Origin of the sequence: Vibrio sp. Vb1166, from assembly GCF_033338695.1 — a bacterium.
Taxonomy (GTDB): Bacteria; Pseudomonadota; Gammaproteobacteria; order Enterobacterales; family Vibrionaceae; genus Vibrio; species Vibrio alginolyticus.
In genome coordinates, this window is sequence record NZ_JAWOTE010000006.1 from 1 (window position 1) to 17,174 (window position 17,174).

The following is a 17,174-nucleotide window of genomic DNA, read 5'->3' on the forward strand; positions in this document are numbered from 1 at the left end:
CGGGGACGGCAACGATAGTGGATGACGGCAGTGGCCCGGGTCCCGATCCGGATGATGACCGTCCAAGCGTGACTATTTCAGATGCTGGCACCATTAATGAGGGTGAGACAGCCAACTTCAAAGTGACGCTATCGAATGCCTCCGAGTCTACAGTTCAAATCGAGCTAGGCCTCAACTTGGGTGACACCGAAGTTGGAGATTTGGGCACCCTAGAATACAACACGGGAAGTGGTTGGGTGACAGTGCCAAACGATGGTGTAGTAACGGTGCCAGCGGGGCAAACTGAGTTTGATGTGCGTATTGCTTCCATTGATGACGCTGTTTATGAAGGCCCTGAAGATTTCAGCGTGACAGTAACCGGCATTGGTGCAGTGCAAGGCAGCGATACCGGTACGGCAACGATTATTGATAATGATGCTCCTCCTTCTATTTCAAATGTTGTGAATGCAGTTGTTTCGGAAGAAGGTTTAGCTAATGGTATCCCTGATAATACAGGAGCACCTTCAGACACCACTAACTCCGCAAGTTTCTCAGGAACATTCACAGTTGCCGATCCAGACACGGCGAATGTTTCAGTGGTATTGGCAGGCCCTAACAACCTAACATCAGGAGGGGAGCCTATATCGTGGACGTGGGACAACAGTACTCAAACGCTGACTGCGAAAACTGCTCACCTGAGCGTTGTTGCTACTGTTGTGCTGAGCGAGCCTTCAGCTTCAGGTCAAGGCTCTTGGGACTATACTATTACTCTGTTTGAGCCACTTGATCATCCTGTTAATGATGTGGAAGACATCATCAACTTTGATTTACAGATTTCTGTAAGTGATGGACAAACAACAACATCTCAAAGCTTAAATGTGGCCGTTGAAGATGATTGCCCATACGTGCCTGTTGTTGTTCAACCCGTCGATGTGTCGCTTACTGGTGCACCTAACGTTCTGACAGGGCGCATAGATTTTGCAGGAAGTGAGGCAGATGCAACCAGTCGAACATTTGGGGACGTTGTTGTGACTGCAAACGGTTTTGTGTCTGACGAATCTGTGATGCTGGGAACAGCTGAAATCAATCAATCATCAGAAGGGATTGGCGTTAAAAGTTCTGGTAACAACGGCTTCCAATTAGAAAACGAAGTCGATTATCGATTCGCGGGTAATGAGGGTGTATCAGAGCAGTTAATCATAGACTTAGGCAATAAAGTTGCTTACGGAGCAGAAATAGAATTTGAGAAAATGTTTGGTGGTGAACTTGAGAAAGGAATCGCATCTTTTTATAGAGATGGTGTATTAATTGCTCAGCAATCGTTCAGCTCTGACGCAAGCAGTGGTGATTACGCGGCAAATTTCAATGTTCAACAGGGAGGCTTTGATAAAATCATCCTCGAGGCGACCAGTAATGGCAATGGCCCGGATACTGAAGACAACAGTGACTTTACCGTTAAATCAATAACCTTTACAGGTGCGTACTCTGGCGTGCCAATTGCTAGTGCGGATGGGAACCTCGGTGCTGTATATGGAGCTGATGGCCCTGGTTCTATAGTCTTAAATGGAGGTGAGGCTGGTTTAGAGACTCTAGATGGTAAAGACGTGTTGATATACGTCGATCCACAAAACTCTAATAGACTGATTGCAGAGGCTGATGGAGAGCTTGCATTCGAAGTTCAACTTACACCTAGCACTGGAAAATGGGAGTTCTTCCAATACTTGCCTTTGACCTCACCTTATGGCGATGGGGATATCGATTTTAACTACACTATTACTGATAATGATGGCGACAGTAAAACGGGGTACTTTTCTGTCAACCCTTACGCCCCACCAATTGTAGAAGGTGTAACACTAAACGTTTCTGAGGAAGGCTTAAGCAACGCCATTGCTGATGACTCTGCTCTAAACGGCTTTGATGACACAACTGACTCGAGTACTGATGTAGAACAATTGACGCTGGGTCAAACCGTTGATTCTGTTACGCTCAGTGAACCATCTACAGCTCTTACTAGTAACGGTATCTCTGTAACGTGGACGTTATCAAATAACGACCAAATGCTTATCGGTTCAGCGAACGGTGAAGAGGTTATCAAAATATCAGTCAATGATACTGGAGTGGTATCTACGGAGCTTCTTGGTCCGATTGATCACTCCAACCCATCTGGAGAAGACACCTTAAATATTGAGGTGCCTGTGCTTGTCTCGAATGCTCGTGGTCTTACTAACTCCACAACGGTCAACGTTATTGTGGAAGATGACTCACCAGATTCTGCATCTATTATTCACGATGTAGTTGCAGAAACTAAAGAAAGTGCCAACGTTCAGCTCATAATGGATGTCTCGGGTTCTATGCGAACGGATAATCGCTTGCAGATAATGAAAGATTCGGCAACTCAGTTATTGAATCAATATGAGTCTATCGGTCAAACGCGAGTTCAAATTATTACTTATAGCAGTACAGCATCCACTTACGCTATAGGTGCTGCGACGTGGCTGACGGTCGAGGAGGCCAAAGCGTATATTGAGACGCTAACTGCGGGTGGCGCGACTAACTATAACAACGCGCTAAATGAAGCAAAACAGTCATGGGATGATGTAGGTAAGTTAACCAGTGCGTCGAATGTTAGTTACTTCTTGTCAGATGGTCAGCCAAACCCTGCGTCATCATTTATAAACGACGCTCGCGAGCAGAGTTGGATTGATCACCTAACCGATCCTGATAATCAGATCACAGCCCTAGCGTATGGTATGGGCGTTAATCTTATGCCGGAGCAATTAGATCGCGTAGCATATGATGGCTTTTTGAATCAAGACCTTGATGGTGTTGTGGTTCCTGACGTAACTCAATTACCTCCGGTTATGTTGCAGTCAGTGATTCAACCTGTTGGGGGGAACTTGATGTATACCACTTCTCCAGATACAGGTATTGGTGCAGATGGTGGTTATATTAGCGAAATAGAACATGACGGTGTCACTTATTCGTTTGATGGTACAGACCTAATAGTAACTGACAATAACGATGGTATTTCGCATGCATTTGACGACACAACGATGCAGCTTACTATCTATATCGACAGCAAACATACTCTGGAAATCGACCTAAACGATGGTGCGTATGCATTTTATGGTGCGGTGGGTGATACAGTTGAAACGTTAGACTTCGATTATGTATTGACGGATAACGATGGCGATCAAAGTGAGAATACCCTGCAATTCGTTATTGATGAAAACGGAGGAGTAAATGCTTCAAGTAATGGCTCTGCAAATATTATTGAAGCTGAAGTAGACGTAAGTCATGACATCTTGATCGGTAATGATAACGAGGCAGATGTCTTTAAATGGGTCAACGACTCCTTGGATACAGGAACAGATCTAATTAGAGGTTTTGAGAGAGATTTGGACACCTTAGATCTGAGTGAAGTCGTTGAAGATGCAGGGCACAATACGATAGAAGAACTTCTTAATAGTATTGACTTGAACATTGATGGCGATGACTTATCTCTAGAAATAACCCATAACGATGGAAACTCAATTCAAACTATCGTAATAGAAAACGGGGCGACAGAGTTTAGTGATTTAATCGTGGGAAATGCGGACTTTGAGAGAGATGTGTTATCCGCACTAACTAAGGTTAACTTAGAGCCATAATGAAAAGGGCCAGTAGGCCCTTTTCTTCTGCTTTGTCTTACTTATTCGTAGCCTAAAGCACTTTACATGCAAAACCTTTTAAGTAGAAGCCTTCTGGATATGCTGTATCGGTTGGGTGGTCAGCGGCTTGCTCAAAACGCTCCACAAACTTTACTTGGCGGTTAGCGTCTACGGCTGCATCAGCGATGATTTTCTGGAACAGAACTTGATCCATCAAGCCAGAGCACGAGTAGGTCAGTAGCGTGCCGCCCGGTTTTAGAATTTGCATTGCTAGCATGTTGATGTCTTTGTAACCACGACATGCACCGTTTAGTTGTGCTTTGCTCTCTGCGAACTTCGGTGGGTCCATAATAACCACATCGAACTGAGTTCCTTGATCGCGATACTCACGAAGTAGCTTAAACACGTCTGCATTTAGGAACACGGCACGCTTCTTCGAAATATCAAACTCGTTTAGCTCTGCGTTGAATTTTGCGGTATCTAAAGCAGGTTGCGACACGTCAGCGTTAATCACACGCTTTGCATCACCTTTTAGAGCGTAAAGTCCGAAGCCACCTGTGTAAGAGAAGCAGTTAAGAACTTCTTTGCCTTTCATATATTTCATCGCTTGCTGGCGACTATCACGTTGATCTAGGTAGAAACCTGTTTTGTGTCCGCCAACGATATCTACACTAATCTTTACGCCATTTTCTTCGATGACGACCGATTGAGGTGGCTCTTCGCCGTGCAAGACGCCCGTGATCTCTTTTAAACCCTCTTTTTTACGAACGGCCACGTCAGAGCGCTCGTACACATTACAATCAGGGAAGCACTCAACCAGAGCGTCAACAATAGCCTGCTTATTGTGTTCTGCGCCAGCACTGAGAAGTTGGCACACAAAGAAATTTTGGTAACGGTCAATCGTAACGCCTGGTAAGCCGTCAGACTCTGCTGCGATAAGGCGATAACCCGTAAGGCCATCACGTTCGATAATGTCTTCACGAAGAAGTTGTGCGTCTTTAAGTCGTTTAACGAAAAACGCGGTGTCGATTTCTTCTTTATCAAAACTCCAAATACGAGCACGAATTTGTGAAGCTGGCGAATATGCCGCCTTAGCTAGCCATTTACCGTCGTGAGTGAATACATCAACCGTTTCGCCAAGAGCAGGTTCGCCCTCAACTTTGTTGATGCCTCGAGAGAAGATCCAAGGGTGCTTGCGCTTGACCGATTTCTCACGACCTTTAACCAAATAGATAGCAGCTGTCATTTCATTAGCTCTTGTTGAATTTTGAAAGGGGCGTATTGTCCGGGATGTGAATGGTAAAAGCAATATCCCTCGGCAATCCAGTACATTGTAGTGACTTTTAAATACAAAAAAGGTCACTAAAGTGACCCTGTTATTTGAATTTGCTGTAACAGATTCCGTTGCTATGCTTTAAGTCCAGTAAGTAGAGCTTCCATTGTGTCGCTTTGCTTACGCAGTTGATCAACGTTTTGTGAAGTCGTGCTTATCATATTGCACACGTTATCTGCTTGAACTCGAATTTCTTCAACGCTTGAGGCGATATTGTCCGCGACTACACCTTGCTCTTCAGCTGCTGTTGCAATTTGAATGCTACTGTCGGAGATAGTTTGATTTTTATCTGCCAAAGAGCCGATTTCGTGATTCACTTCCGTCATGAGGTTTTGTCCCTCATTTGCATTATTAACTGTCACTTCCATCAGCTTAGTAAGCGACTGGCTGTTACGCTGTAACGATTCAATCATCGTTTGGATTTCAACTGTCGCTTGCTGAGTGCGTCCCGCAAGAGCGCGAACCTCATCCGCAACGACCGCAAATCCACGACCTTGTTCTCCAGCACGTGCAGCTTCAATAGCCGCGTTCAGAGCAAGTAGGTTGGTTTGCTCGGAGATCCCATTGATGGTTGTCACGACTTCATCAATTTGTGCGGCATTGGCATCTAACTCGGCAACGGCTTGAGACGCAGATTGAATCTCATTAGAAAGGTTCGAAATCGAGTGAAGCGTATTCTCAACTTTCACTTGTCCAGACTGAGCCACGTTACGTGCATCATCGGTTTGCGTGCTTGAATCGTGAGCTAGTGTCGCGACTTCTCGAATCGTTGATGCCATCTGTTCAGTTGCACTCGCAAGAGAGTTGAGGTGTTCCTGCTGAGTCGCTGAAATATCTGAACTGTGATGAATCGATTGATTCAGGTCTGAGCTAATTTGTTGCATTAACGCCACAGACTCTTGAATCGACAGCACCATTTGTTGCTCTCGTTCTGCAACTTTGTCTATCGTAATAGCAATTTCACTAAACTCGTCGCGAACAGGGAAGAAGTTCATTCTCGCAGTTAGGTCGCCACCAGCAAGAGTGTTTAAGGCTTTGTTCATCGTGAACATCGCGCCGCCAATAAACGTCATGATGTAGTAAACGCCAAGAGCGAGAATAAACAAGCTCACACAGATGATGCTTACTTGAGTCGTTGATAGGGCAGTCCATAAAGAAAGTTCATGGTTCGCAACCAAACTGTACGCACCATTTAAAACAGACACGGATTGCGAACCAGAGCCAATAGAAACGGTTTCTGAACCCGCTATGAGGCTTGCTACTTGAGATTGAGAAAGGTTGCCTGCCTCTATCAGACCTTTCATAAGCATGAGCTCTTCTTGGTACATACTTGAGATCAGTGTATTAGCCGCGCTATTAAGGACGAGAGTGAGAATGACTAAAGCAAGAAGAGGGAGAACGAAGAGCAAATAGAACTTTTCTTGAATCTTTAAGTGAATGAGATACTTATCAATCCAGCGGAATGGAATTTCTTTCATAATTATAATAACCGTGCAAAAACCCACTATCCTTAGTGGGGTGAATAGACGAAAAGAATATATCACTCAGTAAAAAGAAGCGGTACAAAGATGAACGTAAAGTGTGAGAGATTTATAGTAAAAGGTCACGTTCAAGGCGTCGGCTTTCGTTACCATACTTCCCATCAAGGATTGAAGCTAGGGTTAACAGGTTATGCGAAGAACCTAAACAATGGTGATGTTGAAGTGATGGCGTGTGGAACAGACGCGCAAATAGTTGCGTTTTCGGAATGGTTACAAGAAGGACCGCGAACGGCAACAGTAGAGCAAGTGATGCAGGAGCCTGCGTCGTATAAGCCGTTACGCGGTTTTAAAATTTTATGAATCTACAAGCATTTAGCTGGCTTTGGTAGGCCGGCTAATTTGGTTGCTTGTTTGGCTGGTCCCTTTTTAAACAGCTTGAATAGATACTTACTGTTACCTTTTTCCGGGCCGTGCGCTTTTTCCATCGCTTTCACAAGCATACGCACTGCAGGGGAGGTATTAAACTCTTCATAAAAGTCTCGCACAAAATGCACAACTTCCAAATGAGCATCCGTAAGCTCGATGTCTTCTTCTTTTGCTAAAAGCTCAATCATACCTTCTTCCCATTGAGTATGATCCAATAAGTAGCCTTGAGCATCCGTTTCAATTTCTTTGCCGTTGTAAACGAACATAACGTTTTATCCGTTAAGTAAACATGGATGTTTATAGATTAGCGACAGCCGAGAATGTTCTCAACAAAAGAATCTCGAAGTCGTATCGAGCGAAGCAAAAGCGTACAAAATGGTGAGTGCTTTTTGACAGAGCTAGGCACTTTGATATAAATGCTCTTTTATTCAAATAAATAGGAAACTATTCAGTTTGTTAGAAATTTTACGGGGTGAGTACCAACGAAATTGCATGGATACCCAGGCTTATTCGTTTTTGTTTTGGTTTTTTCTTGGCTACTTGTCTGATTATGGGATTTTATGGGTGAATGAATAGCTTAAACGTTGTGTTTGTTTTCATAGACCGATATTCTCATTGGATTAATAAAAGCCTGTATTCAGGTTAGAAACAACAATGATGACAAGGAGTTAGTCATGTCGAAACAACGTTACATTGAGATTAATGACAATGTAAAATCCACTTGGTCCATCGAGCGTATTTGGCAACTTGCAGAATCCTTACCTGTAGAAGAAATTTCGATTGATGATATCAAAGGCCCAAATGAAGTGACTTGGTTTAGTCATGAAGGGCCACAGCCAACCTGCCGTGAAATTGCAAAACATTGCCAACGAATCAACAATGCTGATTTGTCGTATCCGGTAATCTTAACCAGTGACTATCGTGTTTTTGACGGTATGCACCGAATCGCCAAGCAAATCATGTTAGGAGAGGAAACGATCAAAGTGAGACGCTTTAGAGAAAATCCAGAAGCTGACGAAGTTATCGAGTTGTCAGTAGAGCAGGCGTAATACACTGAATTGCACACAAAGAAAAAGCCCGAAGGAATTACCTTCGGGCTTTTTGATTCTACTTAACGAGAAACGATTAATCGTCGTTCATGATGCCTAGAATGCTTAGTAGGCTGATGAAGATGTTGTAGATTGATACATACAAAGTTACTGTCGCAGAGATATAGTTTGTTTCACCGCCACGAATAATGCCTTGTGTTGTCATCAGGATCGCCATAGTAGAGAAAATGATAAACAAGCTGCTCAACGCCAAGTGTAAAAGGGTTGATTGAATAAAGAAGCTTGCAATCATGCCCACAACCAGCACAACAAATAGTGATAGCATTAAGCCACCCATCATCGATAGGTCACGTTTCGTTGTTAGTGCGTATGCCGATGCTGCCATGAAAGATAGTGCCGTACCACCGAGTGCGGTTAATACGATATCGCCCATGCCGGCACCGATGTACATGTTTAGAATAGGGCCAACGGTGTAACCTAAGAAGCCAGTAAATAGGAACGTAAACACAAGGCCAAGACTGTTGTTACGGTTTTTTTCTGTTAAGAATAATAGGCCGTAGAAACCAACCAGCATTAGGATGATACCTGGATGTGGAAGGTTAAATGCCATTGCAACGCCAGCAACGACTGCCGACCATAAAAGTGTCATTGAAAGTAGAGCGTAAGTATTACGCAATACTTTGTTCGTTTGTAGAGCACTTTCTTGAGTTGAAGTGCGGGTAAACATTGGACTGTTCATAATCTTCCTCGATAAGAGACTTTCTTTTAAGTACATTTATGGGATTGAAAGTTCAAAAAATCAAGCCCTAACCATACGTAACTTAGATAAAATAATAATAGAAATAAGATGTTATGTATTTGGCAACTTGTAACACAATATTACTGCCTAGCATAGCTATGTTGATTCTTACACAGATTTTTGAATTTAGTAACAAAAAGCACTGGCTTCATAGAAACCAGTGCTTTTTTATGTCGATTCGGCTAAATCTTAGTGGTGTAAGATTTGCGCTAGGAAATTTTGGGTCCTATCCGATTGAGGATTTTCGAAGAAATCAACAGGGTTGTTTTCTTCGATGATCTCTCCTGCGTCCATGAATATCACGCGATCGGCAACTTCTTTAGCAAAGCCCATTTCATGTGTCACACAAAGCATAGTCATGCCTTCCTCGGCGAGTTCGACCATTACATCCAGTACTTCGCGAACCATTTCCGGGTCGAGTGCAGATGTTGGCTCATCAAAAAGCATGACTTTAGGGTTCATACACAAAGAGCGAGCAATCGCCACGCGTTGTTGCTGACCACCAGACAGCTGACCGGGATACTTCTCCGCTTGGTCTGGAATTTTAACACGTTCCAGATATTTCATCGCAACTGCTTCTGCCTCATCTTTTGGCATCTTCTTCACCCAGATAGGCGCGAGCGTACAGTTTTCCAGTACGGTTAAATGAGGGAAGAGATTAAAGTGTTGAAAGCACATGCCCACTTCTCGGCGTACTGCTTCAATGTTCTTTAAGTCTTCAGTTAATTCCGTACCAGAGACGTAAATGCTGCCTGCTTGGTGCTCTTCAAGGCGGTTAATACAGCGAATCATCGTTGATTTTCCCGACCCAGATGGGCCACAGATAACGATTTTCTCCCCGCGCTTAACGTCGAGGTTAATATTTTTTAGTACGTGAAACTCACCATACCATTTATTCATGTCCTTCAATTGGATCATGTAATCTTGTTGTTGCGTCATAATACGTCCTTGATCTTGATGAGTTATCGTTTGTGACCGGTATGAAGTTTGTTTTCAAGCCATATCGAATAGCGCGACATGCCAAAACAAAATACCCAAAACACTAACGCGACAAATACATAACTTTCTGTAGCAAAACCTAACCATTCAGGGTCGGTGTTTGCTGCTTGCCCTATACCGAGTACGTCAAACATACCAATGATGAGTACCAAACTGGTGTCTTTAAACAAACCGATGAAGGTGTTCACGATAGAAGGAATAGTAATCTTTAGCGCCTGTGGCAAGATAATCAGCCCAGTCTTTTTCCAGTAACTTAACCCAAGCGCATCAGCGGCTTCATATTGACCTTTCGGAATGGCTTGTAGACCACCGCGTACCACTTCTGCCATGTAAGCGGAGGCAAACATAACCACACCGATAAGGGCGCGAATCAGTTTATCTGTCTCTGAACCTTCAGACATAAATAATGGAAGCATAACCGAAGCCATGAACAAAACCGTAATCAGCGGAACGCCACGCCAAACTTCAATGTAGACGGTACAAATGCTGCGAATGATCGGCATCTCTGAACGTCTACCAAGCGCAAGTACCACACCAATTGGCAGTGAAACTACGATACCAACTAACGCAATAATGAGCGTAACGAGTAATCCACCCCATTTGTGTGTATCGACCACTTCTAGTCCAAAGACACCCCCGTACAACAGCCCAGCGATGATGAATGGGTAGATGTTTACGAAGAAAAGCCAAATCCACATCCGTTTCGGTGTCTTCTCATACGCGAGTAAAACAGTAAACATGGCCAATGTGATATAGAAAAGGCGAGGGCGCCATAGTTCGGACTCTGGATAAAAACCATACATGAACTGCTCCCAGCGCACGCTGATAAATACCCAGCAAGCACCATCTCGGCTACAGTCGTCACGCGTTGAGCCAATCCAGTCTGCGTTAATAAACGCCCAATCCACGATATACCATATTGCAGTTACGACAATATACGCAAGAATGACAGTAACAATGGAATTGATAGGGCCATTAAATAGATTTTTCCGCATCCAACCAACGAAGCCTACAGTATTGGCGGGTGGCGGGAGATCCGGTTGAAATTGATGAGTACTCATATTATCTCTCCACCAGCGCGACTTTACGGTTATACAAGTTCATTAATGCAGACGTAATCAGACTTAATGTCAAGTACACGCCCATCGTCATCGCAATGATCTCAATCGCTTGTCCCGTTTGGTTCAGGGTAGTACCAGCAAACACAGAGACAAGATCTGGATAACCAATCGCCATCGCTAACGATGAGTTTTTGGTGAGGTTGAGATATTGACTGGTTAAAGGTGGAATAATAATTCGTAACGCTTGAGGAATGACAACAAGCTTTAAAGTTTTCGAGCGTGGTAAGCCTAGCGACATCGCTGCTTCGGTTTGACCATGGCTAACCGCATTAATACCAGAGCGCACAATCTCAGCAATGAAAGAAGCTGTATAAACACTCAATGCCAAAAGTAGCGCAGCCAATTCAGGAATAATGCTAATACCACCTCGGAAGTTAAACCCTTTTAGTTCAGGATAATTCAGTGAAATTGGCATACCAGCAAGGAAGTACACAACCAATGGAAGGCCAACAACTAAACCCAAAACTATTCTTCCCATTGGGGTTTGTTGCCCAGTGAGACGTTGCTTATTATTCGCCCATACATTAATTAATAAGCTTGCGATTACCCCGAAGATTAACGCGGCAATAACGTAGCTACTGCCAGGTTCCATAGTCGGTGCAGGGAAATATAAGCCACGAACGTTCAGGAAAATAGCTTCACCAAGACTTAAGCTTTGGCGTGGTGAGGGTAATGCTTGAAGAACAGCGAAATACCAGAAGAATATTTGCAGAAGAAGGGGGATATTTCGGAAAGTTTCGATATAAACTGCCGCTAAACGACTAACTAACCAGTTAGAAGAAAGGCGGGCAACCCCCATGGTAAAGCCAATCACAGTAGCCAGAATAATACCTAATACAGAGACTAACGCCGTATTAAGAAGGCCGATGATAAATGTTCTACCGTAAGAGTACGTTTCATCGTATTCAATTAATGTTAACCCAATACCAAACCCGGCTTCTTGATTCAGAAAACCGAAGCCCGTTGCAATACCACGAGCATCTAAGTTATTGAGAGCGTTGTTTACAATCGTGTAAAAGAAAAATACCAGTGCAGCAATGGCAATGATCTGGAAAATAGCAGAACGAAAGGCAGGATTATAAATCAGGCTCTTGCTTCCGCTTGGTTTGGACATCGTACTTGGCGATGCATCTTGTGTCGGTTTCATACAGCGATAACCTCAAACCTTAGTTATAGATATCGGCCTGTATAAAGAAGTTTCGTCCTTGCTGGCTAAAGAATAACGCTCTCATGTCTGGTGACTTACGAACCTTTAAAGCCGTTCCACCAAGCGAGCGCTTTTCGCCATCCAATGAGCGATCCTTACTCATACAGTGAGATATAATCAAGAAAAAGGGCGGCATGAACCGCCCTGATTAACTCTTTCTATCGGATTGGTGGCGCGTACATAAAGCCGCCCGCATTCCATAGCGCATTAACGCCACGAGAGATTTCTAACGGCGAACCAGTACCGACTGTACGCTCGAAGCTTTCACCATAATTACCAACTTGTTTGATAACTTGGTAGCCCCAATCATCACGAATACCCAAACCTTTGCCTTTAGGGCCATCAACACCGAGGATACGTTTGATGTTTGGATCTGTTGACTTCAGCATTTCATCCGCATTCTTCGAACTAATACCGTATTCTTCAGCGTTAATCATCGCAGACAATGTCCACTTAGCGATGTTAAACCATTGATCATCGCCTTGACGAACGACTGGACCTAGTGGCTCTTTAGAGATGATTTCTGGAAGAACGGCCGCAGAGGACGGATCTTTCAAATTCAAACGTAGTGCATAAAGGCCAGATTGGTCAGTTGTTAATACGTCACAGCGTCCCGCATCAAAACCTTTCGAAGTTTGCGCCGCTGTGTCGAATACCACTGGTTTGTACGCCATGCCTTGGTTGCGGAAATAATCTGCAAGGTTTAGCTCGGTTGTTGTACCTGATTGAACACATACCGACGCACCATCAAGCTCTTTAGCACTTGAGATACCAAGTTCCTTCTTCACCATAAAACCTTGACCATCGTAGTAGTTCACACCTACGAAGTTTAGGCCCAGTGCAGTGTCACGGTGGAGAGTCCAGGTCGTGTTACGGGAAAGCACATCAATCTCACCAGATTGAAGCGCAGTGAAACGTTCTTTTGCGGTTAGGGGTACATATTTAACTTTCGTTTTATCCCCAAGAACGGCTGCAGCCAGTGCTTGGCAATATTCTACGTCGATACCTTCCCATTCGCCTTTTGAGTTAGGGTTAGAGAAACCAGGTAGACCGGTACTTACGCCACAAGTAAGAAAGCCTTGTTTTGTGACTTTGTCCAGAGTAGTGTCTGCTGCTTGAGCTGATGTTGCCATCATCGCAGTAGAAGCCGCTACGACGGAAGCAAGAACTGTGAGTTTATTTGCCATTTGTATCCTTCCTGTATGATCCATGTTTAATCAGGAGTGACCTGAAATAACGTGTCCAATTCGTTAGAGTTATCGTCCTACGTGATTGATTTTCGAAGAAACGGCATTCGATAGATCAACCAGTTATAAGCGTAGGAAAGGATCTGTTAATTCTCAAATATATAATTTAAATGAAGTTTTGAGAGAACTTACAAAGTGCCTTGAGATTTAGAATGACGAAATGTTAATTGTTTGTAAATAGTGCAATTCATGGACAATTTGGTGCATCAGAACAATCAATAGAAGAGTGAACAATACAAAAGAATAAAAAGTTGTTATTAAAACTGTCATTAGCTGAGCAAGGTGAAGTTCAGTAAAAATTCAAACAAAAATTATTTGTGATACCGAAACAGGGTGATGAGCTTGCCCCATTTTTGGTAGCATGGTCTACAACAGCTAATTAGAGTAATCATGGATTGAAATGCGATATTTTCCTCTGTTCTTAGATTTAATTAATAAACCCGTTCTCGTCGTGGGTGGCGGTGAGGTGGCAAGCCGAAAGGTGGAAGCGTTGCTAAAGGCTGGGGCGGATGTGACTATCGTTTCTCCGACGTTGGTTGATTTTCTGTCTAAGCTTGCTTCTGAGCATCAACTGCGCTGGGTACAACGTTTCTATTCGAGTGACATTGTCACTAAAAACTTTGTTCAAGTGTGGGCGACGACAGACAATCCTGAGCTAAATCACCAAGTGTACAAAGATGCCAAAGAGCTAGGCATCTTGGTTAACGTTGTGGATGATAAGCCTTATTGTGATTTCATCACGCCGTCTATGATTAATCGTGGCCGCATCCAAATCGCAATCTCTAGTGGTGGAGCTTCGCCAGTTTTAATTCGAAACATCCGTGAAAAACTTGAATCGATACTGCCACAAAACATGGGGTTGATGGCGGACTTTGCTAACTCAAAGCGAAACTCAATTAAAGAGGCGCTGCCTAGTGTCGATTTACGCCGCAAGTTTTGGGAGCAATTCTTCTCGAACCCCGAGGTGGAAAACGCGCGAGATAATCGTGAGTTAGAAGCAATTTACCAAGCGACCATGGCAACACCTTTAGATGAAAAGGGAAGTTGTACTTGGGTTCATGTTGGGAAAGATGTTGAGATGTTGCCAATAAAAGCCGTACGCTATATGCAACAAGCGGAGCTGGCTCTGTACTCAACTCGATGTGAAGCGAATGTGTTAGAACTAATACGAAGAGATGCAGAAAGAGAAGCTTTCTCGAGCGCTGCTGAGCTTTCGGATATGCTGGCCAAGGCTAAAGCTGAAAAGCTTCGAATTTGCGTGTTCATACCACAAGGAACGAGCGAATTCGTATTGCTGCAAGGACAGGACTTAGTTATCTAGCAATGCCAAATGCTAAAGTGGATACGTAGTTCGTTACACTAAAGCCAATAAAAAACGCCAGCGGATTATGCGCTGGCGTTTTTATTTACTTCTCAGATTGATTAATCACGGAAGTTGTTAAACTGGAATGGGATACCCATCTCTGCTTCACGAATCGCTGCCATTGTCGCTTGCAGGTCGTCGCGTTTCTTACCGGTAACACGTACTTTGTCGCCTTGAATAGAAGCTTGTACTTTTAACTTTGCGTCTTTGATAAGTTTCACTACTTTTTTCGCCGTTGGAGTATCAATACCTTGGCGGAAAAGCAGAGTTTGGTGCCAGTTTTTACCAGTAACGTCTGGGTCTTGTGCATCCATTGCGTTCGCGTCAATGTTACGCTTCGCTAAGTGGCCGCGTAAAATGTCGCGCATTTGCTTAAGTTGGAAGTCACCTTCCGCAGACATTTTTACGTTTTCTTCTACTAGCTCAAAGCTCGCATTTACGTTGCGGAAATCGAAACGAGTAGACAATTCACGGTTAGCATTATCAACGGCGTTACGTAGTTCAACCGTATCGATTTCAGAAACAATATCAAACGATGGCATGAAGATTCCTTGATTATTTTGTTATAGGGACTTTCGGGACTTAACAGCGCTTGCCAGCATATCTAGCATTGTAGCAGTGTCTTCCCAACCTAGGCATGGATCTGTAATAGACTGACCATACGTTAGGTTATTGATGTCAGTCATTGGCTGATTGCCTTCAAGAATAAAGCTTTCTGCCATGATACCCGCAATACGAGTGCTGCCTGACTTAATTTGGTTACAAATGTCTTGAGCTACGTCGATTTGTTTTCTGTGTTGCTTCTGACAGTTTGCATGGCTGAAATCCACAACCAAACGTTGTGGCAATCCAAACTCAGCTAAAGCATCACATGCTTGTTTGACTGATGCTTCATCAAAGTTAGGGCCTTTTTCTCCACCGCGCAGAATAATATGACCGTAAGGGTTGCCACTTGTGCGGTAAACCGTCATTCGACCGTTCTTATCTGGCGAGTAGAAGTAATGCGATGCTTTCGATGCGCGAATTGCATCAATTGCAATTTTTACGTTGCCATTTGTGCCATTTTTGAAACCAACTGGGCAAGATAGTGCCGACGCCATTTCACGGTGAATTTGTGATTCTGTTGTGCGAGCACCAATCGCGCCCCAAGTGATCAAATCCGCGATGTATTGGCCAGTGATCATATCAAGAAACTCAGTAGCAGTCGCAAGACCAAGCTTGTTGATATCCAGTAGTAGTTTACGAGCTTTATGAAGACCAGCTTCAAGTGCGTAAGAACCATCTAGGTTAGGGTCCGTAATCAAACCTTTCCAACCAACTACTGTACGAGGCTTTTCAAAGTAAGTACGCATCACGATAAACAGTTCGTCTTTGTACTTGTCTTGGATTTCACTCAGGCGAGTGGCGTAATCAATGGCAGCTTCAGTGTCGTGAACAGAACACGGACCTACAATCGCAAGAAGGCGATCGTCTTCACCCGATAAAATGTTTTCAATCTGACGACGAGATTGAGCGATACGGTCTGCAACGTCATCCGTAATAGGATGTACACTACCTAGCTCTGCTGGGGTAGGCATTGGACCCAAAGGCTGGGTTCTCAATTCATCTGTTTTTATAGGCATGTTATAGCTTTATTCTCTATTGCGAAGGGGTAAAGATAACGGAATTACAGGCAGGAATAAACCGTTTCACGGGAATCTTCGCCAGGAAATACCGAATTGTATACAAAGGTGTAGGTATTCATTTAAATGACTTATGTATAAATGACAAAACTTGATCATTAAATCAATATATATACATTTGAATTTATAACCATTTTATCTATCTCGCTGTAAGGTAATCTAAGTAACTGCGATAAACTTCATACCTTATGGGTGACGCCGTCACTTTGTGAGGGTTAAATAACTCGTGAGATCGAGCTTTTGTTAACATTTCTTTGACATCTATTTCTTTCGTTGATTAACTGGTCTGACTAGATTGGTAAGGAGACCAAAATGTTATCAGCTCTACGTCGTGCGAATTTGTATCTAAATCTGTTTGGCTTTTCGAAAGTGCCGCTGATTTGGCTTTGCCACCCTAAAATCATTGCGATAGATAGCAAGCATGTTGAGGTTCGTATCCCATTGCGCAGAAGAACGAAAAACCACCTGAATAGCATGTATTTCGGCGCTTTAGCCGTTGGCGCTGATGTTGCTGGTGGTTTTCTTGCTATGAGTAAAGCGCAAGAAAAGGGAGAAGCGATCTCGCTAGCATTTAAAGGTGTGAAAGCCGAGTTTTTAAAGCGCCCGGAAGCCGATGTGCACTTTGTTTGTAACGATGGTCATGTCATTGATGAGATGCTCGAGCACACCTTGGCAACGGGTGAACGAGTAAATCGTGACGTAAAAATTGTCGCGCTGTGTCCTAACTTACATGGTGACGAGCCAATGGCTGAATTCTCGCTTACTCTTTCGATAAAAAAAGCAGCCCAACAAAGAAAAGAGGCTGCCTAGTGGTTTGTGGCTCGTTTGTTTAAAGGCG

Annotated in this window: 15 protein-coding genes; 5 read left to right on the forward strand and 10 right to left on the reverse strand. The window is 43.6% G+C overall.

Annotation, left to right across the window (positions count from 1 at the left end; all coding sequences use genetic code 11):
- The coding region (locus R7E51_RS08440) for a VWA domain-containing protein (protein WP_318128204.1) at nt 1–3,629 on the forward strand (3,629 nt) is incomplete at its 5' end.
- 52 nt (nt 3,630–3,681) lie between these two features.
- Here R7E51_RS08440 and R7E51_RS08445 read toward each other — a convergent pair.
- Both R7E51_RS08445 and R7E51_RS08450 read right to left on the reverse strand, forming a co-directional pair.
- Complete coding sequence (locus R7E51_RS08445) at nt 3,682–4,875, reverse strand: class I SAM-dependent methyltransferase (protein WP_017821866.1); 1,194 nt, start codon at nt 4,873–4,875, stop codon at nt 3,682–3,684.
- Nucleotides 4,876–5,036: 161 nt separating this feature from the next.
- Nucleotides 5,037–6,440 (reverse strand): methyl-accepting chemotaxis protein, encoded by a 1,404-nt coding sequence (locus tag R7E51_RS08450; protein WP_017821867.1) that lies wholly within the window; start codon nt 6,438–6,440, stop codon nt 5,037–5,039.
- A 90-nt stretch (nt 6,441–6,530) separates the two neighbouring features.
- Here R7E51_RS08450 and yccX point away from each other — a divergent pair, with 90 nt between their 5' ends.
- Complete coding sequence (yccX, locus tag R7E51_RS08455) at nt 6,531–6,803, forward strand: acylphosphatase (protein WP_005377386.1); 273 nt, start codon at nt 6,531–6,533, stop codon at nt 6,801–6,803.
- 2 nt (nt 6,804–6,805) lie between these two features.
- Here yccX and R7E51_RS08460 read toward each other — a convergent pair whose 3' ends face one another.
- Nucleotides 6,806–7,135 carry a TusE/DsrC/DsvC family sulfur relay protein gene (locus R7E51_RS08460; protein ID WP_005377396.1) on the reverse strand — a complete coding sequence of 110 codons (330 nt, stop codon included), beginning with the start codon at nt 7,133–7,135 and terminating at the stop codon, nt 6,806–6,808.
- A 408-nt stretch (nt 7,136–7,543) separates the two neighbouring features.
- Here R7E51_RS08460 and R7E51_RS08465 point away from each other — a divergent pair, with 408 nt between their 5' ends.
- Nucleotides 7,544–7,918, forward strand: coding sequence for a chromosome partitioning protein ParB (locus R7E51_RS08465; RefSeq protein ID WP_005377398.1), 375 nt, complete (start codon nt 7,544–7,546; stop codon nt 7,916–7,918).
- A gap of 76 nt (nt 7,919–7,994) precedes the next feature.
- On the opposite strand, the gene R7E51_RS08470 is transcribed toward R7E51_RS08465, so the two are convergent.
- From R7E51_RS08470 to R7E51_RS08490, 5 genes are all read right to left on the reverse strand, one after another.
- On the reverse strand, nt 7,995–8,657 hold the full coding sequence (locus R7E51_RS08470) for a Bax inhibitor-1/YccA family protein (protein ID WP_005377399.1): 663 nt from the start codon (nt 8,655–8,657) through the stop codon (nt 7,995–7,997).
- Nucleotides 8,658–8,906: 249 nt separating this feature from the next.
- Nucleotides 8,907–9,656 carry an amino acid ABC transporter ATP-binding protein gene (locus tag R7E51_RS08475; protein WP_005377400.1) on the reverse strand — a complete coding sequence of 250 codons (750 nt, stop codon included), beginning with the start codon at nt 9,654–9,656 and terminating at the stop codon, nt 8,907–8,909.
- A 23-nt stretch (nt 9,657–9,679) separates the two neighbouring features.
- Nucleotides 9,680–10,777, reverse strand: coding sequence for an amino acid ABC transporter permease (locus tag R7E51_RS08480; RefSeq protein WP_017821868.1), 1,098 nt, complete (start codon nt 10,775–10,777; stop codon nt 9,680–9,682).
- Between the two features lies 1 nt (nt 10,778).
- Nucleotides 10,779–11,984: an amino acid ABC transporter permease gene (locus R7E51_RS08485; protein WP_005377402.1), complete on the reverse strand. Its 1,206-nt coding sequence runs from the start codon at nt 11,982–11,984 to the stop codon at nt 10,779–10,781.
- 218 nt (nt 11,985–12,202) lie between these two features.
- On the reverse strand, nt 12,203–13,231 hold the full coding sequence (locus tag R7E51_RS08490; RefSeq protein ID WP_005377403.1) for an amino acid ABC transporter substrate-binding protein: 1,029 nt from the start codon (nt 13,229–13,231) through the stop codon (nt 12,203–12,205).
- Between the two features lie 460 nt (nt 13,232–13,691).
- Between R7E51_RS08490 and R7E51_RS08495 the strand changes: the two genes are divergently transcribed.
- Entirely contained in the window at nt 13,692–14,612 is a 921-nt protein-coding gene (locus R7E51_RS08495; protein WP_005377406.1) for a precorrin-2 dehydrogenase/sirohydrochlorin ferrochelatase family protein, read from the forward strand.
- A 101-nt stretch (nt 14,613–14,713) separates the two neighbouring features.
- Here R7E51_RS08495 and R7E51_RS08500 read toward each other — a convergent pair whose 3' ends face one another.
- Both R7E51_RS08500 and R7E51_RS08505 read right to left on the reverse strand, forming a co-directional pair.
- A complete protein-coding gene (locus R7E51_RS08500; protein ID WP_005377415.1) occupies nt 14,714–15,196 on the reverse strand; it encodes a YajQ family cyclic di-GMP-binding protein in 483 nt (160 codons plus the stop codon).
- Nucleotides 15,197–15,217: 21 nt separating this feature from the next.
- Nucleotides 15,218–16,276, reverse strand: a complete 1,059-nt coding sequence (locus R7E51_RS08505) for a 3-deoxy-7-phosphoheptulonate synthase (protein WP_005390197.1) — start codon at nt 16,274–16,276, stop codon at nt 15,218–15,220.
- A 372-nt stretch (nt 16,277–16,648) separates the two neighbouring features.
- On the opposite strand from R7E51_RS08505, the gene R7E51_RS08510 reads away from it, so the two are divergent.
- Nucleotides 16,649–17,146, forward strand: a complete 498-nt coding sequence (locus R7E51_RS08510; RefSeq protein ID WP_005377418.1) for a DUF4442 domain-containing protein — start codon at nt 16,649–16,651, stop codon at nt 17,144–17,146.
- The last annotated feature ends 28 nt before the right edge of the window (nt 17,147–17,174 follow it).

Bases quoted from the DNA above. Each gene is read 5' to 3' on its own strand.
- R7E51_RS08460 (WP_005377396.1), bottom strand. From the start codon at position 7,135: ATGTTCGTTTACAACGGCAAAGAAATTGAAACGGATGCTCAAGGCTAC.
- R7E51_RS08495 (WP_005377406.1), top strand. From the start codon at position 13,692: ATGCGATATTTTCCTCTGTTCTTAGATTTAATTAATAAACCCGTTCTC.
- R7E51_RS08450 (WP_017821867.1), bottom strand. From the start codon at position 6,440: ATGAAAGAAATTCCATTCCGCTGGATTGATAAGTATCTCATTCACTTA.
- R7E51_RS08490 (WP_005377403.1), bottom strand. From the start codon at position 13,231: ATGGCAAATAAACTCACAGTTCTTGCTTCCGTCGTAGCGGCTTCTACT.
- R7E51_RS08480 (WP_017821868.1), bottom strand. From the start codon at position 10,777: ATGAGTACTCATCAATTTCAACCGGATCTCCCGCCACCCGCCAATACT.
- R7E51_RS08500 (WP_005377415.1), bottom strand. From the start codon at position 15,196: ATGCCATCGTTTGATATTGTTTCTGAAATCGATACGGTTGAACTACGT.
- R7E51_RS08510 (WP_005377418.1), top strand. From the start codon at position 16,649: ATGTTATCAGCTCTACGTCGTGCGAATTTGTATCTAAATCTGTTTGGC.
- R7E51_RS08475 (WP_005377400.1), bottom strand. From the start codon at position 9,656: ATGACGCAACAACAAGATTACATGATCCAATTGAAGGACATGAATAAA.
- R7E51_RS08445 (WP_017821866.1), bottom strand. From the start codon at position 4,875: ATGACAGCTGCTATCTATTTGGTTAAAGGTCGTGAGAAATCGGTCAAG.
- R7E51_RS08505 (WP_005390197.1), bottom strand. From the start codon at position 16,276: ATGCCTATAAAAACAGATGAATTGAGAACCCAGCCTTTGGGTCCAATG.
- yccX (WP_005377386.1), top strand. From the start codon at position 6,531: ATGAACGTAAAGTGTGAGAGATTTATAGTAAAAGGTCACGTTCAAGGC.
- R7E51_RS08465 (WP_005377398.1), top strand. From the start codon at position 7,544: ATGTCGAAACAACGTTACATTGAGATTAATGACAATGTAAAATCCACT.
- R7E51_RS08470 (WP_005377399.1), bottom strand. From the start codon at position 8,657: ATGAACAGTCCAATGTTTACCCGCACTTCAACTCAAGAAAGTGCTCTA.
- R7E51_RS08485 (WP_005377402.1), bottom strand. From the start codon at position 11,984: ATGAAACCGACACAAGATGCATCGCCAAGTACGATGTCCAAACCAAGC.